Source organism: Acinetobacter sp. 226 (assembly GCF_048147925.1).
Lineage (GTDB): Bacteria > Pseudomonadota > Gammaproteobacteria > Pseudomonadales > Moraxellaceae > Acinetobacter > Acinetobacter pecorum.
In genome coordinates this window covers 112,719-135,325 of sequence record NZ_JAYWYX010000004.1, presented here as the reverse complement: position 1 = coordinate 135,325, position 22,607 = coordinate 112,719, and the positions used below count along the sequence as shown (strand labels likewise).

General features: G+C 42.3%; 20 protein-coding genes. 12 read left to right on the top strand and 8 right to left on the bottom strand.

The window, feature by feature from the left end:
- Positions 1-198: 198 nt before the first annotated feature.
- The 3 genes from epmB to VXP95_RS02800 are packed head-to-tail and all read left to right on the top strand — an operon-like array spanning position 199 to position 5,123.
- The gene (gene epmB, locus VXP95_RS02810) at positions 199-1,221 is read left to right on the top strand and encodes an EF-P beta-lysylation protein EpmB (RefSeq protein ID WP_416680001.1); all 1,023 of its coding nucleotides are present in this window, start codon (positions 199-201) and stop codon (positions 1,219-1,221) included.
- A gap of 9 nt (positions 1,222-1,230) precedes the next feature.
- A complete protein-coding gene (locus VXP95_RS02805; protein ID WP_416705251.1) occupies positions 1,231-2,976 on the top strand; it encodes a GTPase in 1,746 nt (581 codons plus the stop codon).
- On the top strand, positions 2,958-5,123 hold the full coding sequence (locus VXP95_RS02800; protein ID WP_064101384.1) for an EAL domain-containing protein: 2,166 nt from the start codon (positions 2,958-2,960) through the stop codon (positions 5,121-5,123). Before VXP95_RS02805 ends, VXP95_RS02800 begins: the two co-directional genes overlap by 19 nt.
- A 99-nt stretch (positions 5,124-5,222) precedes the next feature.
- Here VXP95_RS02800 and rpmE read toward each other — a convergent pair whose 3' ends face one another.
- The 4 genes from rpmE to VXP95_RS02780 all read right to left on the bottom strand — a co-directional run bounded on the left by rpmE (position 5,223) and on the right by VXP95_RS02780 (position 9,349).
- Positions 5,223-5,447: a 50S ribosomal protein L31 gene (gene rpmE / locus VXP95_RS02795; protein WP_081406336.1), complete on the bottom strand. Its 225-nt coding sequence runs from the start codon at positions 5,445-5,447 to the stop codon at positions 5,223-5,225.
- 195 nt (positions 5,448-5,642) lie between these two features.
- Positions 5,643-6,635 (bottom strand): bile acid:sodium symporter family protein, encoded by a 993-nt coding sequence (locus VXP95_RS02790; RefSeq protein WP_416711362.1) that lies wholly within the window; start codon positions 6,633-6,635, stop codon positions 5,643-5,645.
- A 142-nt stretch (positions 6,636-6,777) separates the two neighbouring features.
- Positions 6,778-7,179: a lactoylglutathione lyase gene (gloA, locus tag VXP95_RS02785; protein WP_064095466.1), complete on the bottom strand. Its 402-nt coding sequence runs from the start codon at positions 7,177-7,179 to the stop codon at positions 6,778-6,780.
- A gap of 1 nt (position 7,180) precedes the next feature.
- Positions 7,181-9,349, bottom strand: a complete 2,169-nt coding sequence (locus tag VXP95_RS02780; protein WP_416679994.1) for an AmpG family muropeptide MFS transporter — start codon at positions 9,347-9,349, stop codon at positions 7,181-7,183.
- Between the two features lie 198 nt (positions 9,350-9,547).
- Here VXP95_RS02780 and VXP95_RS02775 point away from each other — a divergent pair, with 198 nt between their 5' ends.
- Entirely contained in the window at positions 9,548-12,202 is a 2,655-nt protein-coding gene (locus tag VXP95_RS02775; protein WP_064095468.1) for a Lon protease family protein, read from the top strand.
- An 89-nt stretch (positions 12,203-12,291) separates the two neighbouring features.
- Here the strand turns inward: VXP95_RS02775 and grxD are convergent, their stop codons facing one another.
- The gene (grxD, locus tag VXP95_RS02770) at positions 12,292-12,633 is read right to left on the bottom strand and encodes a Grx4 family monothiol glutaredoxin (protein ID WP_064095469.1); all 342 of its coding nucleotides are present in this window, start codon (positions 12,631-12,633) and stop codon (positions 12,292-12,294) included.
- A 160-nt stretch (positions 12,634-12,793) separates the two neighbouring features.
- Here grxD and VXP95_RS02765 point away from each other — a divergent pair, with 160 nt between their 5' ends.
- Positions 12,794-14,005: an aspartate aminotransferase family protein gene (locus VXP95_RS02765; RefSeq protein WP_416679992.1), complete on the top strand. Its 1,212-nt coding sequence runs from the start codon at positions 12,794-12,796 to the stop codon at positions 14,003-14,005.
- 58 nt (positions 14,006-14,063) lie between these two features.
- Here VXP95_RS02765 and VXP95_RS02760 read toward each other — a convergent pair whose 3' ends face one another.
- From VXP95_RS02760 to surE, 3 genes are all read right to left on the bottom strand, one after another.
- Positions 14,064-14,993, bottom strand: a complete 930-nt coding sequence (locus VXP95_RS02760) for a LysR family transcriptional regulator (protein ID WP_416679990.1) — start codon at positions 14,991-14,993, stop codon at positions 14,064-14,066.
- Positions 14,994-15,084: 91 nt separating this feature from the next.
- Complete coding sequence (locus VXP95_RS02755; protein WP_064095472.1) at positions 15,085-15,915, bottom strand: peptidoglycan DD-metalloendopeptidase family protein; 831 nt, start codon at positions 15,913-15,915, stop codon at positions 15,085-15,087.
- A gap of 94 nt (positions 15,916-16,009) precedes the next feature.
- Positions 16,010-16,798 carry a 5'/3'-nucleotidase SurE gene (gene surE / locus VXP95_RS02750; RefSeq protein ID WP_064095473.1) on the bottom strand — a complete coding sequence of 263 codons (789 nt, stop codon included), beginning with the start codon at positions 16,796-16,798 and terminating at the stop codon, positions 16,010-16,012.
- Positions 16,799-16,910: 112 nt separating this feature from the next.
- Here surE and VXP95_RS02745 point away from each other — a divergent pair, with 112 nt between their 5' ends.
- The 7 genes from VXP95_RS02745 (at position 16,911) to VXP95_RS02715 (ending at position 22,345) form a co-directional block, all read left to right on the top strand.
- Positions 16,911-17,282: an MCR_0457 family protein gene (locus VXP95_RS02745; protein WP_064095474.1), complete on the top strand. Its 372-nt coding sequence runs from the start codon at positions 16,911-16,913 to the stop codon at positions 17,280-17,282.
- Positions 17,283-17,444: 162 nt separating this feature from the next.
- Positions 17,445-17,819 carry an MCR_0457 family protein gene (locus tag VXP95_RS02740; RefSeq protein WP_416711361.1) on the top strand — a complete coding sequence of 125 codons (375 nt, stop codon included), beginning with the start codon at positions 17,445-17,447 and terminating at the stop codon, positions 17,817-17,819.
- A gap of 134 nt (positions 17,820-17,953) precedes the next feature.
- On the top strand, positions 17,954-19,102 hold the full coding sequence (dacC, locus tag VXP95_RS02735) for a D-alanyl-D-alanine carboxypeptidase PBP5/6 (RefSeq protein WP_416711360.1): 1,149 nt from the start codon (positions 17,954-17,956) through the stop codon (positions 19,100-19,102).
- A 105-nt stretch (positions 19,103-19,207) separates the two neighbouring features.
- Entirely contained in the window at positions 19,208-19,741 is a 534-nt protein-coding gene (locus VXP95_RS02730) for a gamma carbonic anhydrase family protein (protein ID WP_416679984.1), read from the top strand.
- Between the two features lie 85 nt (positions 19,742-19,826).
- Complete coding sequence (locus tag VXP95_RS02725) at positions 19,827-20,153, top strand: antibiotic biosynthesis monooxygenase family protein (RefSeq protein ID WP_416711358.1); 327 nt, start codon at positions 19,827-19,829, stop codon at positions 20,151-20,153.
- A 228-nt stretch (positions 20,154-20,381) separates the two neighbouring features.
- Positions 20,382-20,690 (top strand): acid-activated periplasmic chaperone HdeA, encoded by a 309-nt coding sequence (gene hdeA / locus VXP95_RS02720; RefSeq protein ID WP_064095478.1) that lies wholly within the window; start codon positions 20,382-20,384, stop codon positions 20,688-20,690.
- A 449-nt stretch (positions 20,691-21,139) separates the two neighbouring features.
- Positions 21,140-22,345, top strand: coding sequence for an alpha/beta hydrolase family protein (locus tag VXP95_RS02715; protein ID WP_416711357.1), 1,206 nt, complete (start codon positions 21,140-21,142; stop codon positions 22,343-22,345).
- The last annotated feature ends 262 nt before the right edge of the window (positions 22,346-22,607 follow it).

Genomic DNA, 22,607 nt, shown 5'->3' with positions numbered 1-22,607 from the left:
AAGTTACAATCAGACATGAAAATCCTTTGTTTATTCATGTCTTGCTCAACGTTAGACTGTCATCAGCTTATCATGAAGATCAGCATATCTGAATCGCACCCCATATTAGAGCACAGCGAGTCATTCTGCTTTCTTACAAACTGTTAAACTGTGTCCATCAGGATGTGTCCTCCCACTTAATATTGTTAATCTTCCAGCATGACGAACTATCTATATCAAGAACAAAACTGGCAATCACAACTCAGCGACCTGATCACTGATCCACACGAACTGCTTGAAGTACTGCAGCTTGCACCGGAGCAACTGCTCTCAGGTGCCATCTTGGCTTCCAAGCAGTTTAAATTACGCGTACCACGTGCTTTTGTGAGCAAAATGCAAGCCGGAAACCCTTTAGACCCCCTGCTTTTACAAGTGCTGCCCCATCATCTGGAACTGGAAGAGCATCCGGGATTTGTCACTGATCCCTTGGGCGAAGAACAGGCCAATCAGCAACCTGGCGTACTGCACAAATATAAATCCCGTTTCCTGCTGACACTGACTGGTGCCTGTGCTGTCCATTGCCGTTATTGTTTCCGCCGGCATTTTCCCTATCAGGAAAATCTGCCTAAAAATGAAGACTGGATAAATATCAAGCAATATCTGGAAAGCCAACCCGATATTAATGAAGTGATTTTGAGTGGTGGTGACCCACTGACCTTATCGAACCGAAAATTAAAAACCTGGATTGAACGACTGGAATCAGTACCACATCTCAAATTCTTAAGAATACATTCACGAGTTCCTATTGTGATCCCCAACCGAGTCGACGAAGAGTTACTTAGCATGTTAAAAAACAGTAGGCTACGTATTATTCTGGTGGTACACTCAAACCATGCATCGGAGTTGGACGACTTCACTTGCACGCGTTTAAACCAGCTGGTTCAACACCAGATTACTGTATTGAATCAGGCGGTTTTATTAAATGGGGTTAATAATTCTGCTCAGGTTTTAGTAGATTTAAGCTATCGCTTGTTCGATGCTGGGGTCATGCCTTATTATTTACATGTACTTGATAAAGTAAAAGGTGCCCATCATTTTGATTTGGCATCTGACCATATTAATGAGATTTATACAGAAGTTTTAGCGAGCCTACCGGGGTATCTGGTTCCTAAACTGGTTCGAGAAATAGCGGGCGAGAAGAATAAGACACCGCTTTTTGGGGTTTCAACATTTTTGAGTTAAATAATAAAGATGAGCACGCATACTTCAGACATTTTTCAGACACCGACTGAACTAAAACGAGAGCAGTTGAGCTTTTGCCCAACCACTGCCAAAGCTCTACAGGAATGGGTTGCAGGAATTTCAATTCTACAACTGGGGAATTCATCCAAATCCCTGTTTAATGCCCTATTGGAAGTTTCTGAGCTGAAATGTACAGAAACCCAGCGCTTTGACCTGATTCAGATTTTACATCCAACTCTTGAAAATGTTCTGACCAGCCTGGAAAAGCATTTCGTTAACCAAGGACTGATCACATCGGATCGTAATGACCAGATTATTGAGCTGGCCATGCTGCTGCGCAGTCATTTTGCCAAAATTTATATCGATATCGTTAAGCGCTGCAATCATCAGCTGACGCATCAGAAGTTTTCGCTGTTCTCTCTGGGTAAAAAGAAAAGCATTCAAACTGCCCGGATGGTCTCGATTTATTATGCACTGCAGCAACTTACACTTCTGTTATATCAACAGCATATGCTTTATAGCACGCCAGGACTGGGACAATGGCTGGCCGCTCACCAACTGCTTGAATATGCCATAGATAATAATTTCTATCAAACCAATATCAATCAGGTATTGGGCACCCAGCATGAGATCCAGAATATTGCACATGCCTATTCACAACTGATTTTACTGGATATTTTCAATACTCATCAAATCCGGCCTGCAGAAATCCAAGGGCTGTATTTGTGTAGTTTTGACTGGGCCAAACTGGTACAGATCCTGCCAAAGGAAACCACATTATCCCGTTATGTGGTTGATGCCAGCAAAGACCATCCGCCGATCTTTAATTCCCATCAGGAAGCCCAATTTCAGCCAAGCTTCTATATTTCCACCCAAAATCTGATGGATCATTTAACCGGCACCCAAAGCAAAAATGCCCAGTATCTGTCACGTAATGAAAAACTGTTTCTGACCCCTGCTCTGCATTTTCATATCTATAATCTGCTTTCCAATAATGTCGAGCGCCGTCATGAACGTTATGAGTATTCAGCCCAGATCAACATCTGCTTTGGCTTAACGGTAGCGCATTTTTACCTGTCTAAAGGCAAAAATTTTAACGAAACACTCGAACTTGGTGCCAATTACAATTTCCAGAGCGAAAGTAGTTTTGTCAGTTCGTTGGAAAATTCCATTCCAAGTGGTTTTAGCAGTATTAAGGCGCTCGATCGTGAAACCAAACAGATCCATAGTGCTGAAGTTCTGGATATTAGTGTCAATGGTTACCGGATTAAATGGACCGACGTTACCCCTGCCAACCTGAAAACCGGTGAATTCATCCTGGTTCAGGAAAAAACCCAGAGCCAGTGGCGTGGCGGTGTGATTCGCTGGATCAAGCAGTCAACAGATAAGAGCCTGGAAATTGGCCTGGAAATTCTGGCACAAGAGCTCTTCCCTTGTGCTGCCTATACCCGTACCGAACGCCATCATGTCAATTATCAACCGGCACTCCTGGTGAAAATGACGCAACTAGATGAGGTTTCGACTAGTCTTATTGTTTCTGGCTCACAGATGTTTAGGGAAAAACAAACCATTCATTTACGTCTCGGTCAGGAAGAAGTCAAAATCTATCTGACCAAAGCACAACTGATTACACAAAGTTTCATCCGTTTCGATTATGAATTACTCAATGATCAGGAAGAAGAAAGGATCGAAAACTTTATCGATCAGCATATGAATGAAAGCAGAAATCATGATTTATGGGAAGCATTGAAGTGAGAAATCCATTATTGTCTAAAAAGTTAAAACGTACTGAAACACGTTTACTCATTATTGATGATAATCAAATTAGATATAACCAAATCTGTGATCTTCTGACGAATAATGATTATCAGGTCAATGCTGTTCTGCTAGATGACCTGAAATCTTTTGAAAAGCAGTTAAATTTCAACTGGGATCTGATTATTTTTGGCCGTGCATATGACCTTAAATATGAACAGGCCTTAAGTCTGGTGCGTCTTTCGCAGCAACCCAATCTGCCGATGATTTTGCTTAAACCAGATGATTACCGCGCTGAACAATATGCACAATATATCCATAAAGGGATCTATGACATTCTCAATTTCGATTACCTGGAACGCTTTTATGTGGGACTGGTTCGAGCATTGTCATTCAGCCGTTTATCGCAGACCCAGCAATATTTAATGAATGAACTGGAAACGGCACAGATTCAGGCACAATCTTTAGTAGATGACAGCAACCGGGCTGTCGCAACCATTCAGGAAGGGATTCATATTCAAGCCAATGCAGACTACCTGAAACTGTTTGGCCTGCAAAATGAAGATGAAATTATTGGGTTACCACTTCTGGATCTTCTTCAGCCTTCAGACTTAAATGATTTCAAAACACGTTTCAAAAAGATTTCTCAAGGTCAGTTTGATTTAGGTCGGGTCGAAATCCAATCCCTTAATCCCCAGGTATCAGCATCGGGTCCTTTAAAACTGGAATTCTTGCCCTCAACCTCTGAAGAAGATGCAGTGCAAATTAGCATTGATACCCAGTCGCAAGCCGTTACTACCGAGAAGACTGCAGGAAAACCAAGCACTTTCCAGTTACTTAAGCGCGAACTGAACAAGCAGTCTGCACCTGCTAATGCCTTGGTCACTTTCTCCTTCGGTGCTTATGACCCAGAACTTCTGCAATCCGACTGGACTACTTTTAGTGGGTACTTTAATACAGTCAAAGAGTTCCTCATGGAGCAGACCCGACTTCCACTATTTAAACTCGAATATGACGTCATTGTTGGTCTGTTCCAGGCAGATTCTAAAGCAATTCTTGAATCCAAACTGATCAGTTTAAATGCCTTAAGCAAGCCACAACTTATTACAGTAGGACAAAAGTCATTCCCTCTGAATTTACGCTTGGGCTATGTCATGCTTGAGCAGGGATTGCAGGATGAAATACATTGCAATACATTGATTGCACAAGCATTCTCTACTCCATTACCTCAAGCAGAAGTGGCGTCTGAATTTAAACTCGACATTCCACCTTCATCGAGCACTCCAAGCTCTTTAGATATGCCGAGTATAGACTTCAGTGTTGCTGACAAACCAGTTGCCAGCCCAACAGTTGCGACGATCAGTCCAGCAGTCACCTCTCTTCCGAGCACCACACCTTCTATTTTAAAAACTTTAAGTGAATGTCTGGAACGTGGTGAAATTCATCTGAAATATCAACAGCTTTATGATAAAGAAGATACTGATCTGTACACGTATGAAGTGACCAGCGGCTTTATCTTTGAAAATAAATGGCAGGATATTTCCAATCTTGTAGAACTTCGTGAAGATGATGAGCTGTCCATTAAACTGGACCGCTGGATTCTGGTAGAATCCAGTAAGCAGCTACATAACTTTATTGTTCAGTATCCAGATGCCCGTTTAATCGTGAACTTAAACCGTGCTGTACTGTTTAAAGACCGTACTTTCCCTGAATTTATTTCCAAACTGATTACGATCATCCGCAGTAAGCAGCAGCATCCGCTCACCCTACAGTTTTCTGAAGAAGATATCTTGATGAACCAGCAGGATGCCCAGAAATACCTGAGAAATTTACGCGAGCATGGTGCACGAATTTCACTGCGTGACTTTGGTCATTCTATGTACAGCGAGACTTTATTGCGCGAGTTCGATATCAATGCCCTGTCCTTGCACACCGAATTGACCCAGATGCTCAACAGTGACACCGGTATTGAGCAATTGCAAGAAAAAATCACCGGCTATAATGATATTAAGCCAGTTAATATTGTGATTCGTGAACTAAATGACATGACCTTGTTTGCCAATGCCTGGAATGTAGATGCCCGCTTTATTGAGGGTAATTATTTCCAGAAAAAACTGGATCATTTAATAGATGTACAAGAGCATTAACAACTTCTACACAGCTGAAATTCAGAAAATAAGCTTATAGTTTTCTGAATTTCAGGCACAAAAAAACGGGCTTCAAGCCCGTTTTTTTCATTTTGGGTATTAACGTTTAACAGAACGTGACATACCAGCAAAACGTTGTTTGAACTTGTCGATACGACCGCCAGTGTCAACATTCTTTTGCTTACCAGTATAGAATGGGTGGCAAGCTGAACATACGTCTAGATAAAGAGTTTCTTTACCAAGAGCTGAACGAGTTTCGATTACGTTACCACATGAACAAGTAGCAACTAAAGTATCATATTTTGGGTGAATATCGGCGCGCATCGTCGATTACTCCATTAGGTTCAAGAAGGTTTAGCTGTCATCGCTATTGATCACTCTCAACTGAGGAAGCAGAAACAATGTTCATGCAGATCAACACCACAACAGACCATTCTTTTGGCCCACCGAGACGGATACCGTCAGAGCTAAGCACAACAAGTGGGCATTATTATACGTGAAACGAATGCAATATGCGAATTATTCTTCTATTTCTGCTGCTAACTCTGATTCATCTTCTTTGGCCCACAGATTAGCAATAATTCCGCACCCCATCAGCTGAATCTGATGGAAAATCATGATCGGCAAAACAATCATACCTAATGGCTGACCAATAAATAAAATTTGCGCCATCGGCACTCCACTGGCCAGGGTTTTTTTAGAACCACAAAAGAATGCCGTTTTCTGGTCAGCGCGGCTAAAGCCCAGCCAGCGCGGAATATAAAGTGATAGCAGCATTACAATGGTAAGCAATACCGAGCAGGCCAGTAATAGCAATAACAGGGTACCCAGACTAACCTCATTCCAGAGTCCGGCCACTACAGCACTGCTGAAAGCCCCATAAACCACCAAAAGAATCGAGCCTTGATCGAAAATCTTGACGATTTGTGGCACTTTCATCATGTAAGGATAAATCCAGGGACGCAACACCTGCCCAAGAACAAACGGCACCAGTAGTAGCAATGTAATCTGGATAATCGAGGTGGTCGGGTCAAAATCATGTTCAGATTGACCAAGAATAAAAAATGCCACCAGGACCGGAGTAATAAACATTCCAATAAGATTGGAAAAAGAGGCACTACACACAGCCCCGGCAACGTTACCATGTGCCACTGAGGTAAAGGCGATAGAAGACTGCACCGTAGAGGGCAAGAAACACATAAACAGGAAGCCCCAATACAGCTCCTGCCCGAGCATCGGCAATAAAATTGGCTTGGCCAAAAGTCCTAAGATTGGAAACATGACGAAAGTCAGTGCAAACACTAAAGTATGTAATCTCCAGTGCATAATGCCTTCTACAACTGCCTCGCGAGATAATTTGGCACCATGCAAAAAAAACAGGATGGCAATGGCTCCCGTTGTTACCCAGCCAAAGACTCCAGCCGCCTGCCCTGAAACGGGCAATACACTGGCCAGCAAGACCATCACAAATAACAGTATCGTAAAACGATCCAATGCCAAGAATTTAAGCATATCCCTTTAATCCCTCAAATTTTAGATTTTATTGTTTGATATAAAAATGCCCGGCTATCTTAACAGATGCCGGGCTGATACTACGCATTCAGCTTGATGTAATATATTCATCTATACATGAATATATTTCACTACACCACGCTTAGTTGTTACGTGCATCCTGATCCTGCTGGATCAGCTCGATTTTATAACCGTCTGGATCTTCTACAAATGCAATCACAGTCACGCCACCTTTCATCGGACCGGCTTCACGCACGACGTTACCGCCACGCGCTTTAATTTCTTCACATGCCTTGTAAGCATCATCAACTGCTATCGCAATATGACCATAGCCATTGCCCAGCTCATAATGGTCTGTATCCCAGTTATGCGTCAGCTCTAGCACGGTATGATTTTCTTCATCGCCATAACCGACAAAAGCCAGGGTAAAACGACCTTCTTCGTAATCACGCTTACGAAGCAGAGTCATGCCAAGTACTTCAGTATAGAACTTGAGAGACTGTTCTAAATTGCCTACACGTAACATGGTATGCAGCATGCGCATATTAATCATCCTTTTGTACAGATTGTTGTTGGTGTTCACCGAGCAATTTTGCAACCCAGACTACCAGAATCAGAATGGGGATCCCGATTAGAGTAGTCATTAGGAAGAAGTTCGGATAACCGATATGGGTGACTATAGTACCCGAATATCCGCCTAAAATCTTAGGCGTCAGGGTCATGAGAGAGCTAAAAATCGCATATTGAACGGCGGTAAATGAGACACTGGTCAAGCTCGATAAGAACGCAATAAATGCAGCACCTGCAAGCCCGGCGGCCAGGTTATCGACAATAATGGCAAAATAAAGCCACTTGTCGCTATAAGGTTTAATTACCTTACCACTGACCTCGACTGTATCTGAACTGTTGTTATCTACCAATGCTAAAGGTTGGATATCAATATCCAGATTCGGGGTATGGGTCAACTGTTCATTGACCTGATAAACATGGGTTGTTTGTTGCAGTGCCTGACCATCTTGCATCAAGACTGCACTGATAATATGTGCGGGTGACTGGATCAGTTGCTGTGCTGGAATCGCGGCAGTAAATATGCCCTCACTTTCCAGTTTCGCATCAATATTCTGGTCGTTAATCTGCAACACGATCTTTTGATTTTCTGGCAGTGCTTTACCGACATACTGGCCACGCACCACAATGGTCTTGTCCTGTTCAGCAGCTGTAAGCGTATTATCACTCGTAATCGGCAGGATCTGTAACTGGGTGCTGCCCGGTTTTTCAGTTAAATACGGCATACTGACTTGTACCGGGGCCTGATCAGTAACATCTCCATCCAGATAAGCAGCCGATACTTGTAACTGCTTGCTTTGCGCCAGCACGGCACTCGGTAGCTCCAGCTTCCAGTAACCAACTTCATCTGTATCTGCCTGATAAACCTGATTAGCCACCCTAACTTCAACAGCGGCCAGTTGTTCACCTGACTTGACCAGCCCAATAAAAATGAGATTGGTCAAACAGGCCAGTAGAGCACCGACAAACATCAGTTTCATGATATTCATTTTCTGGGCCAACAACCCACCCAGAAATCCACCGATCAAAGAGAAAATAACGCCATAAACTTTGACCGCCTCAGCGATTTGCTCTTTACTGAAATTCAGGTCCTGATAAAAGACATTGGAAATCACCCCGGCAATAATATCGGAAACCCGATAAAAACCAATCAGCAATAACAGCACCAAAGCCAACTTCAAACCATACCGTTTAAAGAAATCGGCAACCGGATCAACCCAGGTTTCATAGGCCATCTGCTTGTTGACTGCACCCATTTTTACCAGGCTGGTGCCAACGGCAAAGGCTACTGCACCCGAGCCAATAAAACGTAAAGCTTCAAAACAGAACAAGACAAAGGTATCTTGAATGGCAAACTGTTCCGTGACGCTGGCCACCAGATTGCCCGAATAGACATAGCTCAGTACAAAACTGATGACCGCAACAAAAAACACTGCGACCAGACGAAAATAGTCACTGCGTACATAGTGCTTGCGTACCCGGTTAACCTGTGGTTCCCGGATGGACAGTGTGGTGACAATACCCACCATCATGACCGCAGCCATCGCCATATAGGTCCATTTCCAGGCATCATAAATATAGTTGCCTTTCGCTGTACCCAGATAGGCAGCCAAAAATAATGCCCCGGCACCCGCAACAATCATCCCGATCCGGTAACCGGCATTATAGGTGGCGGCTAGCACAGTCTGCATCTGGGTTTCTGCCAGCTCGATCCGGTAAGCATCAATCACAATATCCTGCGTTGCTGCGGAAAAGCCGAGCAACACTGCCCCCAGTGCCATTTGCTGTAAATGGGTCGTTCCTAGCGCAGGATCAGAAAATGCCATAATCAGAATAGCACAGACAATCAGAATCTGGGCGATCAGCAACCAGGCACGACGGCGTCCCAGGGCCTTGGTCAAAAAGGGCACTGGCAGTTCATCAATGAGCGGAGCCCAGACAAATTTAAAAGAATAGCCCAATGCCGCCCAGCTAAAGAAAGTTACAGCACTTTTGCTGATTCCGGCCTCACCTAACCATAAAGACAGACTGGAAAAAATCAGAAGAATCGGCACACCAGCCGAAAATCCCAAGAACAGCATAATCAAGGCACGTCGATCTAAAAATGCTGTAAATGCGGATTTCCAACCCGTCGTTTGTGTTGTCATTGCTTTATTATTTTCCGCAGAAAAACCAATTGCTGCTATTCAATCCTGTAATAGCGTATCTTTCAACAAGATTTATATATTTATCACATTTCCGGTTTTTTATTTTCTGGGAAAAGCGACATGTTGGCTTGAATTTTTCAAGTAAATCTGTATACCTTAACTCTCATCAACGTAATATTTCGTTTTGGATTTTCAACAGTGACCCAGAGACTCGATCAAATTAATTCTTCTATCGCCAGCAACAATACGACAACACCAGAAAATATCCGCTCAGATTTACTCATCTCGGCATTTGAACAAAGTGAAATTCAAAACACCCTTGAACATACCCGCTTAAAATCAATACAACTGACACATATTCCTAATCTAGAAAAAATTCCTGCGTCTACCAAAAGGATCAAGCCCCTGAATAATTTTCTGGGCCAAGATCGTGCACGTGCTTCAGTCGAGGCCGGGATTGCCCTGCCTTATTCCGGTTATAACATTTTTGCCGTCGGTACAGCAGGTCTTGGTAAACGCACCATGGTGAAACGTTTGCTACAGCAGCATGCCAAAACCATGGATACTCCTAATGACTGGGTCTATGTCAATAACTTTCAAAACCAGCGTCAGCCGCTTGCACTGGAACTACCCCCTGGGCAGGCACCAAAATTTCAGGCGATGTTAAATCAAAGCTGGCAAACCATCCTGAAACAGCTTGAGCGCCGTTTTACTGCTGAAAGCTATCACAACCGCATTGAAATGATTCGCCAGGAAACCGGGGATGAACAACAACAGGCACTGATTGAACTCACCAAAGAAGGTGCAGAACTGGATCTGAAGCTGATCTCGCGACACGATGAGCACTGTTTTGTACCTGTGCATTTGATCGATGACAAATTGCAGGAAATGTCTCAGGAAGATCTAAACGCATTAAGCAACAAAGATCGTGCCGAACTCGCTTCCAACATGCGCTATATGGATAAAAAGCTGGAACGTCTAGGGCTACATCTGGGTGATCTGGAAGATGATGCACGCGATCGCGTACAGGTGCTAAATCGTGATATTGCCAAGCAGGTGGTTCTGCCGCGAGTAGAACAGATTCTGGCAAAATTCAAACATGTGGAAGGTCTGGAAAATTACCTGAAATATTATGCTGAAGATATTATTAACAATGTCGAAATTGTGCTGGAACAGGAAGAAGACGATTTCACTCCGGCACTGTTCAGTCGCGTTCCGGCACGTTATCAGGCCAATGTGATTATCACACACAAGCCGAACAGTGGTGCGCCGGTGATCTTTGAAGATTTTCCAACCCATTACAACTTGCTGGGTCATGTAGAACAGCTGACCCAAAATGGCACGATCACGACTGACTTTACCCTGATTCGTCCAGGCAGTTTGCATAAGGCCAATGGCGGCTTCCTGATGCTGGAAGCAGAACAACTACTGGAACAACCTTATGCATGGCAAGGTTTGAAACGCGCGCTTAAATCCGGGCATTTAAAACTGTCTTCACTTGAGCATATGATCACGCTGACCGGCAGTATTTCGATCGAACCTGCATCGATTCCTTTAAACATCAAGGTGATCTTGCTGGCGGAGCCTGAAATTTATTATGAAATTTTAGAGCTTGAACCTGAACTGGGCAGCATCTTTAAAATCCGCGCTGACTTTACCGATACATTACAACGTAATGACGACAACGAGCAGGCCTATATGCAACTGATTGCCGACTATGTGCAATCCGATAAATTACTGCCTTTTGACCGGTCTGCTCTGGCCGCATTGCTTACCGATTCCAGCCGTCAAGCTGAAGATCAAAGTTCATTGTCATTACATGCCCTGACACTGGGTGATCTGATCCGTGAAGCACATCATCATGCTTTCAAGGCAGGTGACAAGATGGTTTCAGAAAAACACATCAATACCGCACTGGATCACCGCAAATATCGTCTCGGCTATTTACGTGAACTATACTGGCAGGATCTGACCCGTGGTACCCAACTGATTGAAACCCGTGGCCATCGTCTGGGACAGATTAATGCCCTGTCGGTGATTCATTATGCTGATGTTGAATTTGGTCTGCCTTCACGTCTGACGGCTTCGGTGTATCAGGGTGGCGGTGATATTCTGGATATCGAACGCAGTGTAGAACTCGGTGGATCTCTGCATGCCAAAGGTGTGTTACTGATGGCGTCTTTCCTGAAAGCACATTTCGGTCGTGAACAGACCTTGCACTTCTCTGCCGCATTGGCCTTCGAGCAAAGTTATGGTCAGGTTGATGGTGACAGTGCCACAGTGGCAGAACTTTCAGCTCTACTTTCGGCCATCAGCCAGTTACCAATTGATCAGTCCTGGGCCATTACCGGGTCTATGAACCAACTAGGTCAAGTACAGCCAGTAGGTGGCGTGAATGCCAAAATTGAAGGTTTCTTCGATGCCTGCAAGTTACAGGGCCTGACCGGTAAACAAGGTGTAATTATTCCGCGACAAAATATGCAGCATCTGATGCTGCGTAAAGATGTCACCCTTGCCGTGGAAGAAGGTCAGTTCCATATTCATGCAATTGATACCATTGATCAGGCATTAGAAATCCTGATGGCTCGACCAGTGGGTACGCTGGATAAAAAAGGACGTTATAGCAAAAATTCAATCTATGCCGCAGTGATGGCACAGCTGGATTATTGGCAAGCGATTGAAGATGGTGCTGAACTGGTTGAAGTACCAAAGAAAAAGAAAAAAAAGAAGAAGAAAAAGCAAAAAGATAAAGCACCTGTACAAGAGGTCCAGGCCGATTCAGAGGTCCTCGCTGCTACCTTGGCCGCTGAATCAAAAGAACTTGAAAAGACTAAGGAACAGCCAGAAGACTGATTTTGTTCTGCTTGCATTTCTCACTCATAAAAAAAGCGCTTCTGATATGAAGCGCTTTTTTTATTTCTTGGACTTAATTTAAATCTAAATTAAGCTTCAGGTGCCGGGCTGTACTGTTCAACCAAAGGCTTTAACTCACCTTTCTGGAACATGTCGAGCATGATATCACTACCACCGATCAATTCACCATTGATCCAAAGCTGTGGAAACGTCGGCCAGTTGGCGATTTGCGGTAACATCGCACGAATGTCCGGGTTTTCCAGAATGTTTACATAAGCAAACGGACGACCAATCTGACTGAGTGCTTCTACTGCACGAGCAGAAAAACCACATTGTGGAAATTGCGGTGTGCCTTTCATGTAAAGAAGTACTGCATGTTTTGCAATTTGGTCACGAATTAACGCTTCGGTATCGCGTGCTTGTTCAGTCATTGATAAATCCTCAACTCATCTGTCTCGCATTATACCCAAATCCAAGCAAAACAGTATGTCTAAAGCAATATTTCCAATTTTATTTACAATTGCCCTTTAAATCTGAGCGAGTTTTTGCTTATATAAGTTTTTCTTTCCACCTAACAGTTAAGAGTTAGTCATGAATAATATTACCCTCGCACCGGTACAACCTGATCAACCGTCTCACTTGATGCCCGTTTTTGGCCGTCAACCGATCAGCTTTGTCCGAGGACGGGGTGCATATCTTTATACTGAAGATGGTACAGAGTATTTTGATGCCTTAACCGGAATTGCAGTATGTGGTTTAGGTCATGCGCATCCTGTGCTTGCCGAAGCGATTGCCGACCAGGCAGCGACCCTGATTCATACCAGTAACCTGTTTGAAGTGCCTTGGCAAACCGCCGCTGCACAAAAACTGGCTGAAGTAGCGGGTATGGAAGAAATATTTTTCTCGAACAGCGGTGCAGAATCCAATGAAGGTGCAATCAAGATTGCGCGTAAATTTGGTCATATGCAAGGTATCGCTTCTCCAAAAATTATTGTAGCGGATCGTTCTTTCCATGGCCGTACACTAGCCACCCTGTCTGCTACAGGTAATAAAAAAGTTCAGGATGGCTTTGGTCCGCTAGTTGAAGGTTTTATTCGTGTACCTTTTGGTGATATCGAAGCGATTGAAGAAGCTGCAATCAACCATCCGGATATCGTAGCCATTTTGATTGAACCGATTCAGGGCGAAGGCGGTGTTAATACCGCACCTCAAGGTTTCAGCTATCTGGAAGAGATTCGTCACATCTGTAACCAGCACAACTGGCTAATGATGCTGGACGAAGTTCAAACCGGTAATGGTCGTACCGGTAAATACTTTGCTTATCAGCATACCAATATTGTTCCGGATGTACTGACCACTGCTAAAGGCTTAGGTAACGGTTTCCCGATTGGTGCAGTCATGACCCAAGGTCGTGGTGTTGGTGTACTAACTGCAGGAAATCACGGTTCAACTTATAGCGGTACAGCACTGGGTTCGCGTGTGGTCTATACCATTATCGACATCATGCAAAAAGAAAATATCGTGGCCAATGCTGCTGAAAAAGGTGCCTATATTGTTGAGCAATTGCGTAGCCAGCTTGCAGATCACCAAGTAACTGTGCGCGGTTTTGGTCTGATGATCGGGATTGAATTGCCTAAAGACTGTGGAGACCTGGTTGATATTGCACGCGATGAATACAAGATGATTATCAATGTCACCGCAGGCAATGTCGTGCGCCTGTTGCCTACCCTGAACATTACCCAAGAACAGGCGGATCAGCTGATTGAACGTCTGGTTACGATGATTAAAGCTTATTTGGCTTAATACACCAGCCTGAAATTAAAAAAGCCGCTTTAAAGCGGCTTTTTTATTATTCTGCATTCTATGAGGCATTTTGTAACATACGTCCACCAGAAATCTGGCCAAAATATTGTTTCAAGGTTTCAAGGCAACGAAGAATTTTTGTAGGTTGTTGTTCACGTTTTGGCATGACTGCATAAAGGGTAATCTGGGGAAGTCTCCATTCAGGCAAAACTTCAACCAAGGTACCATTCAGCAAGTTTTTCTTAGCATCAAGATATAAAATTTTAGCAATACCATTCCCCTGCAAACACATTGCTTTTGCGACCAGACCATTATTGGTACTGAAACGGGATTTCAATTCAAACTCTGCTTTTTCCGCGGTATTGACATGCTGAAAATGGAAATACTGGTGGTTTCTGATATGCGTTAAAGGCATCACGTCATGATTTTGCAGATCCTCAGGTCGTGAAATAATCGTACTCTGATTAATATAACTTGGTGCAGCCACCAGAATCTGCTCAATCTGCATCAATGGCACAACCTCAAGGTTATGCTCATCGATTTTTTGTTCGAATCTCAGGGCGATATCAATACGTCCTTCTAACAAATCAACCTCATGATTGTTTGTTTCCAGATGTACTGCTAGGCCACGATGTGCGGATATCCAGTGAGAAAGTGCAGGAATCACATGATTCGCACACAGTTCTGGTAAAGATACAATGCGCAGTTCACCCACAAGATCATCACGTAACTCATTGATCCGGACTTTACCACGTTCAGCAGCAGATAACATTTCTTGACAGCTATGAAAAAAAGCTTGTCCCGCTTCGGTCAGACTTAATTTTCTCGTCGAACGATTTAAAAGTATGACTTCCATATCTTGTTCTAATGAGCGAATCTGTTGACTAACGGCGCTGGTCGTAATTCCTAATTCACGGGCAGCACCGCTAAACGAGTTTTTCTCCACAACACAAGCAAAGACACCCATTGCTCGAAGCTGATCTAACATAAATTTCCCTCTAAACTTATGAGGCGCTCCATCATTTGATAAAAGCAACTTATTGTATTATACGGTGAAATTTTCAGTTTGCATTATTTTTTTAATTGTTTGGCAGCACTGTAGCTGGATTAATAGGTTTGCCGTCTAAGCGCACCTGAAACTCAAGCATGTTCCGGGTGGTCCCTGTCGATCCCATTTCTGCAATTTTTTGACCTGCAGTTACATTTTGACCGCTTTTCACATTCATTTTACTATTATGTGCATAAGCTGTGATATAGCCATTGACATGCTTGATTAAAACCAGATTACCATACTCTTTCAGGCCGTCTGCAGCATAAACCACCTGCCCGTCTGCTGCTGCAAATACCGGATCACCGACATTGCCAGCATAGCGAATGCCCTTGATATTAGACGCCAGATTATACGGTTGTAGAATCGCCCCATTAGACGGTTTTACCCAACGCAGGCCTGCTGCGGTAGATACAGGTGTTACCGGCGCAGCTGTACTGACACGTGGTGTCGTCTGTACTGTCGTTGCGGGCGCGACTGGTGCTGGTGCAGGCACTGCAATTGTTTGGCGCTGGATTGGCGCTGCCTGTGTCACTGCCTGTGTACTAGTACTACGGCGTGCAGTATTATTTTTCAGACGAATCGACTGTCCCACATAAATCCGGTAAGGTGCACTGATGTCATTCATCTCGGCAACACTGATATAGTTCAACCCATAACGTGCTGCAATACCACTCAATGTATCTCCTGAACGCACCGTATAGAAATCAGGAGCCGTTGCATAGCGTGTCGCATTATTCACCTGAGGTTTGGTGGCACAACCGGTAATTATTCCTGTAGAAATAACAACAGTCGATAAAACCAGGGTTTTAATCAGGGCGGCAGGTGAAGCTACGACACATTTCGGTAACACCAAGAACATTATCTTCCTCTCTAATGCTATACGGTTGCAAAATTTCGTTAAGATTAGCAAAGTTTTACGGCAATATACTTGTAATCGCGAGTTTTTCACAAAGTTATAACACTAAGGATGCATTTTCTGCTAATTGTGTTTGCAAATTCCGCAAACTCTCATAATTGGTGGCATCCATCTGGATGGGGGTAATACTGACATAGCCATTGGCTACTGCAGAGAAGTCTGAATCAATCTCGCTATATCCTGGTTTAGGTTCTGCGACTGCTTCTCCGGAGAGTCCAATCCAGTACACTTGGCGACCGCGCGGATCCACATGATTCATCACCGGTTTAGACTGACGGCGACGACTTTGATAAGTGACCTTTTCGCCCTGTAATTCAGCCACATCTGGAATATTAATATTAAAAATATGACGCTCAGGCAGAACAGGCAAACCGCGAGCAATAAAATCATGTACCCATTCGGCGGCCAGCTGATAATCCTGCGTATATTGATAGCTGCGTACATTCGGCCCACTCAATGATACGGCAATCGCAGGGTTTTTACTTAAACGGCCTTCAAAAGCTGCACCGACCGTACCAGAGTACAATACATCATCGCCCAGATTCGCACCGCTATTAATTCCACTGACCACCAGGTCAAACTCAAAATCAAACAGGCCGTTCATTGCCAAGTAGACACAATCTGCCGGTGTGCCATTGACAGCCCAGACATCTGGGGAAATCTGGATGGGGCGTAGAGGGCGATCCAGAGTTAAAGCACTGGAAAATCCGCTGCGTTCACTTTCGGGTGCCACAATCACTACCCGCCCCAGAGGTTTTAAAGCTTTTGCCAAAGCCTGAATACCGGGTGCCAATACACCGTCATCATTTGAAACTAAAATATTCACTGAAAAAATCTCGTTACTTTAAAAAATGACTAGTTAGGACATTTCATTGTATTAGTACAGGAATTATATATATTTATGGCTCGACATCCATCTTTATAATATGTGGCTCAAGATGATTAAAAAATTCCCTTTATTTGGTGCTTTAACTTTAAGCCTGACAGTATTCATTTCCCCTTCCGTCCTAGCGACCGATCTGACTGTTGAAGAAAACGATACCATCGTCAAAGAAGATATTGCCGCAGCACAGGTCATGACCGAAGTTTGCCCGGCCGTGATTGGTCAAAATGCAAAATTGGACAGTACAATTCAACAATTGATCCAGTCTTATCTTGCAGAATATTCAGATAAAGGCATGAGCTATACCAAGTTGCAGGCTGACAGCGAATATAAATCCTTGCTTGAAGAAGCGCGTCAGGGTGCCAAACAAACTGCAAAGGACGAGCAAAAAACAGTATGTGAAGAGGTCTTGGACTACCAAGGCTAAGTAATTTACTTTTGAAAAATAAGATGATGTCCACATCATCTTATTTTGCTTACAGATTTCTTCACATTTCTACAGCTTCGCTACATTTCCCTACTTTTCAATTGCAAAAATAAGTTTAAGCTAGGCAAATTATTGTTCTAAATCTTTTTTTTGAGTTTTTTAATGAAAAGTCCATTATTTCAGGCTTTGGCCTTCTGTACAGTTTCCGCAGCGACTTTTTTCGGAACTTCCGCCTTCGCAGCCGATGAAAATATTAATGTTACTCCAACCCAGAAAGTGACCAAAGAGGAACTGGCTGCAATTTATGTTCTTTCAGAAATCTGCCCAAGCGTGGTTAAAGACAAGTCACAATTCAATCAAGGCTATAATAAGCTGGTGACAGAATATATGTCGGGTCAAAGCAATCCGGTGGAACGCTTAAATCAGATGGCAAAACAGAAAGATTTCCGCAATATTCTGGCTGAAGCACAAGCAGATGCCAAAAAAGCTGGGAAGCAAAAAAATCAGGTGATTTGTGACGAATTAACCACATATTAAAATTAAGCGATATTTGTGCCGATTACTTACAATACTTTTGAAATTAGACTGGGTTTCCCATAGAAGTCAGCCTAGCTTTGTCCTAAAATGCTAGGCTCTTCGTGCTTACATCAAGATATTGGAACCCACTAGAAATGACCCCAAAAACTGCCCTTGCTGCATTATTATTAATTCCTAGTTTCAGCTTTGCAGCAACTGTCTTATCTGCACCACCAGAATTGAATAATAAATCTTATGTGCTGATGGACTTCGAAACAGGGCAAATTCTCGCATCTAAAAATGAAAATGAAAAATTAGCCCCTGCTTCCATGACCAAGATGATGACCAGTTACATCATCGAGCAGAAACTATTGAGCGGTGAGCTGACTGAAGACGAACAGGTCCGTATGAATGAATCTGCATGGTGCCGCGGTAGCAGTGCGGAATCATGTATGTATGTACCTTTAAACGGTACGGCAACTGCACTGGAAATGCTGCGCGGAATTATTATCCAGTCTGGTAATGATGCCTCTAAAGCAATGGCCGAACATATTGCAGGGAACGAGGGTACCTTTGCACATATGATGAATCAGGAAGCCAAACGTATTGGCATGACCAATACCAGCTTTATCAATTCAACCGGTATGCCTGCTGAAGGACATTATTCGACTGCCAAAGATATGGCCACATTGGCACAGCACATCATCAAAGACAGTTCAAAGTATTATCCGATTTATGCGGAAAAAGAATTTACTTTTAATGGGATTAAGCAAGGTAATCGTAATGCCCTGCTATATACTGACCCAAGTGTAGATGGTTTAAAAACCGGTCATACCAATGAAGCTGGTTATTGTTTGACAACTTCTTCAAAACGTGGCCCTACCCGATTAATTTCAGTAATTTTTGGTGCACCAACTATGCAGGAACGTGCGACTCAGACACGTGAGCTGCTTGCTTGGGGTTATGCCAACTTCGAAACCAAAAATGTTCAGCCTGCCAAACAAGTACTCGCCAAAGCCAAAGTCTGGTTCGGCAAGGAAGATGAAGTCCAGATTGGCTTGGCTGAAAACTTTAATGTGACCATGCCAAAAGGTCAGGCCAACGCAATTAAAACCCAACTGGTGGTACAGCCTAAACTGACTGCACCTTTACAGCCAGGTCAGGTAGTAGGTAAATATGTAGCCACTCTAGATGGCAAAGTAATTGCTGAAAAACCACTGGTTGCACTACAGGCAGTTGAAGAAGCAGGCTTCTTTGCACGTATGCTGGATCATATCAAGCAATTCTTTAGCAACCTGTTCTAAGTATTAATTTATACATACTGTTTCAGACTAAAGCCAAAGCATACATTCCTGGAATGTATGCTTTTTTATTTTATAATGATCATAAATTTTCAGGGTAATACTGACATGAGCCAAAATATTCGTTCTTATCTGAATACCACTCCGCAAGTGGCAGATTCCTGTTATATCGATCCAATGGCCGTAGTCGTGGGTGATGTAATTTTGGCTGAAAATGTCTCAGTCTGGCCTTTTGCCGTGATTCGTGGAGATGTTAATTCGATCCGGATTGGTAAAAACTCGAATATTCAAGATCATGCCATGCTGCATGTAAGCCACAAGAAAGCAGACCAACCGGAAGGTTCACCCCTGGTTATTGGGGAAGATGTGACAATTGGTCATCACGTAACGCTGCATGGCTGTACCATTGGCAATCGTGTTCTGATCGGGATTAATAGTATTATTCTGGATAATGTGGTAATTCCGGATGATGTCATGATTGGTGCAGGAACTTTAGTACCACCGAATAAAGTTTTGGAAAGCGGCTGGCTCTATGTGGGGAGTCCTGCAAAAAAATTAAGACCGTTAACTGAAAAAGAAATAGCATTCTTGCCATATTCAGCACAAAATTATGTAAAAGTTTCCCGAAATTATCTTGGATAAATAAAAATATTTATATCTCAATATATTATTTTAATCCTATTAGTTTAATGCTTGCTTAAAAACAAGCATGACCTAGAGAATTAAAATGTTTATTGCGGTCTATTGTTTCAAAATTAAACCAGCGACAGATGAAGCTTTCGTGCAAGCATGGAAAACACGTACAGAAGGGATTCATCTGGTTCTAGGTTCTTTAGGCTATCGCCTCCACAAAAACAAAAAGACCGGTGATTATATGGGTTATGCTCAATGGCCAAGCAAAACACCTTGGGAAAATGCCGACTTTAACTGTCTCAATTCGCAGAAATATTTAAAGTATAAGAAATCAGGGGAAGTAATGCGTGAAACGGTCATTTCAAGTATATTAGAATTAATCTCGGCATCATCCAAAATCAAACTTTTAAAATTTACTTGAAATATACCATTTCCCAAGATTGTAATATTAATTTTCAAACAATTTAATAAATTAACATTAATATTATATCTATTAAATACTTACTATGATTAAATTAATTTTATATAAAATTAGATACACATTATTAATATACATCCTATCAAGTATCAGTTAATTTCACCAAATAAGATTATAATTAAATATTATAATCTCAGATAATTTCATAACCGTCATAAGAGATTAATTAAAATGAAAAAATTATCTATTATCATTTTATCTTGCGTAGCATTATCTCCATTTTTTGTAAATTCTGCTTCCGCAAAAAAACCGGTAAACCAATGGACATGTGAGGACTTTCTTGTATTGGATGCTAAGTACCAACCAACTGCTGTTGGCGTAACTATAGCTTTAAATATGAATAATAAAGGTGTAGAAAATCAGATTATTGATACACAAGGTATTGAAAAGGTTACACCTATTATGGTTCAAGAGTGTAAGAAAGATAAAAAACAAAGCTTTAGACAACGTTTGGCTAAAGAATGGGCTAAAATAAAATAAGCCCTTCATCTGTCTTTTTATATAAAAAACAGTAATTAAAACTAATTACTGTTTTTTAGCTCTTTACGATTGATCATTATATTTTTTTCACCAATCATTTTAGGTTAATTAAATCCAGTGATTTAAACCATGAAGCATATTCTTAACCCTTTATTAAATACAATCCCTCCTAGATCTTTTATAGTTTTATAAAATATAAATTTAAATTAATAAAAATTTTATTTACAGCCCCTCATTTTATTACTTTAAAGATAATTAATTCATTAAATCTAATCCATTCATTTACATAAATTATTAAATATAAGACACTTCATTTCAGGGGCCTAAATCTTACAAAAATAAATATTTAACTGTTTAAACTTATTGTGAAATTGTCTATATTTTCACCTAGATCATCCTAAAAATTTAGAATATTTTAAATTATATAAGTAAGAGTGGAGAATACTTCCATGTTGAAAATAAAAAATCTGATTTCAAAAACCATAGTCAGCTGCATATGCTTGGGTTCCGCATATGTGTTCGCTTCTCCCGCTCCAGCCAATCAGGATAAAACCCTGTTTTCTGATATTGCAGCAAAAACACCAGGTACACTGCTGTCTATAAAAGAGCAAACTCCCGATCTTTTTACCAATGCTTCACAACGGTTTTTAATTAATTATCGCAGTCGTGGAGTAAATGCCGAGCCTATCGTCACCTCTGGATTCATTTTATTGCCTAAAGGCAAGGCACCCAAAGGGGGCTGGCCTGTACTAGCCTGGGCTCATGGTACAACTGGGGTGGCTGATACCTGTGCACCCTCTGAAGATTATGTGGGCGGGCCAGTACATGTCTACCAGCAAATTGCCGCAACGGCCCTAAATGCCTGGCTTGCGCGTGGTTATGCAGTAGTCGCACCCGACTATCAAGGTTTAGGTACGCCAACCTTACATCCCTATATGAATGCCCAGAGCCAGTTGCACACTGTAGTGGATGCTGTAAGAGCAGCCCATTTTTTAAAGCCTTATCAGTTTAGTAAAGACTGGTATGTCATGGGACATAGCCAAGGTGGTGCTGCCACTATTATGGTAGCCGCACATGGGCAAAAATATGCTCCAGAATTCAAGCTTCGGGGAGCAATTGCTCTTGCGCCGGGAGGATATCAATATCAGGGAATTGCTGAATATGTAAAAACTCATCCTCAGATTTCACCTAGTGTTGCTTCGTTTTTTCCTATTGTTCTTTTAGGTGCTGAAGCAGCAGATCCAACGCTTAACCCTACGAATCTCGTTAGCCCCGAGATGAATAAAATTCTTACTTTTGCACGTAGTCGTTGTCTATCAGAATTGCAAGATGACTTAAAGCAAGCGCCCAAAACAGTTTTCAAACCCGATGCCAATCTGACTCCTTTGATTACCTATCTAAAAAAACAGTCAATTGAAAATATGATCCCTACCGTACCTGTGATGCTGGTACAAGGTGATAAAGATCAACTTGTCGATCCTCGTGGAACTTATGCTTACTTTCAGCAAATTTGTAAAATGAAAAAACCTATCGAATTCCATGAAGTTAAAGGTGGAGATCATCGTGATTCCCTGAGACAGAGTCCCACCCTGATTGGCAACTTTATTAATTCCGTGGACCAAGGGAAATTTCAAAGCAACTGTAATCTAAAATAGTATAAATTATTGAGCCGTCTAGTTAGAGCTCAATACATAGATGAGATTGAAAATATATTAAAGCTCCTTTTTCAAAGGGGCCTTTTTACAAACACATTTTCGCATATTACAGGCAGGTGTCAGCCTACTACCTTATTTAAGAACAATACTTTTAATGTTTTTTCCTTTATTTATACCGCTCGATTCCTTTTTAACTTCTCGATTATTTATAGAATCAAAGAAATCCTGCCCTTCACATAGCCACACACCCCAAAATTTTATA

Excerpts from the sequence above, each read along its gene's own strand:
- VXP95_RS02725 (WP_416711358.1), top strand. The coding sequence starts at position 19,827 with ATGTTTATTGCGGTCTATTGTTTCAAAATTAAACCAGCGACAGATGAA.
- VXP95_RS02805 (WP_416705251.1), top strand. The coding sequence starts at position 1,231 with ATGAGCACGCATACTTCAGACATTTTTCAGACACCGACTGAACTAAAA.
- VXP95_RS02715 (WP_416711357.1), top strand. The coding sequence starts at position 21,140 with ATGTTGAAAATAAAAAATCTGATTTCAAAAACCATAGTCAGCTGCATA.
- hdeA (WP_064095478.1), top strand. The coding sequence starts at position 20,382 with ATGAAAAAATTATCTATTATCATTTTATCTTGCGTAGCATTATCTCCA.
- epmB (WP_416680001.1), top strand. The coding sequence starts at position 199 with ATGACGAACTATCTATATCAAGAACAAAACTGGCAATCACAACTCAGC.
- VXP95_RS02765 (WP_416679992.1), top strand. The coding sequence starts at position 12,794 with ATGAATAATATTACCCTCGCACCGGTACAACCTGATCAACCGTCTCAC.
- gloA (WP_064095466.1), bottom strand. The coding sequence starts at position 7,179 with ATGCGCATGCTGCATACCATGTTACGTGTAGGCAATTTAGAACAGTCT.
- VXP95_RS02780 (WP_416679994.1), bottom strand. The coding sequence starts at position 9,349 with ATGACAACACAAACGACGGGTTGGAAATCCGCATTTACAGCATTTTTA.
- VXP95_RS02800 (WP_064101384.1), top strand. The coding sequence starts at position 2,958 with ATGGGAAGCATTGAAGTGAGAAATCCATTATTGTCTAAAAAGTTAAAA.
- VXP95_RS02760 (WP_416679990.1), bottom strand. The coding sequence starts at position 14,993 with ATGTTAGATCAGCTTCGAGCAATGGGTGTCTTTGCTTGTGTTGTGGAG.
- grxD (WP_064095469.1), bottom strand. The coding sequence starts at position 12,633 with ATGACTGAACAAGCACGCGATACCGAAGCGTTAATTCGTGACCAAATT.
- dacC (WP_416711360.1), top strand. The coding sequence starts at position 17,954 with ATGACCCCAAAAACTGCCCTTGCTGCATTATTATTAATTCCTAGTTTC.
- VXP95_RS02755 (WP_064095472.1), bottom strand. The coding sequence starts at position 15,915 with ATGTTCTTGGTGTTACCGAAATGTGTCGTAGCTTCACCTGCCGCCCTG.
- VXP95_RS02790 (WP_416711362.1), bottom strand. The coding sequence starts at position 6,635 with ATGCTTAAATTCTTGGCATTGGATCGTTTTACGATACTGTTATTTGTG.
- VXP95_RS02745 (WP_064095474.1), top strand. The coding sequence starts at position 16,911 with ATGATTAAAAAATTCCCTTTATTTGGTGCTTTAACTTTAAGCCTGACA.
- rpmE (WP_081406336.1), bottom strand. The coding sequence starts at position 5,447 with ATGCGCGCCGATATTCACCCAAAATATGATACTTTAGTTGCTACTTGT.
- VXP95_RS02740 (WP_416711361.1), top strand. The coding sequence starts at position 17,445 with ATGAAAAGTCCATTATTTCAGGCTTTGGCCTTCTGTACAGTTTCCGCA.
- VXP95_RS02730 (WP_416679984.1), top strand. The coding sequence starts at position 19,208 with ATGAGCCAAAATATTCGTTCTTATCTGAATACCACTCCGCAAGTGGCA.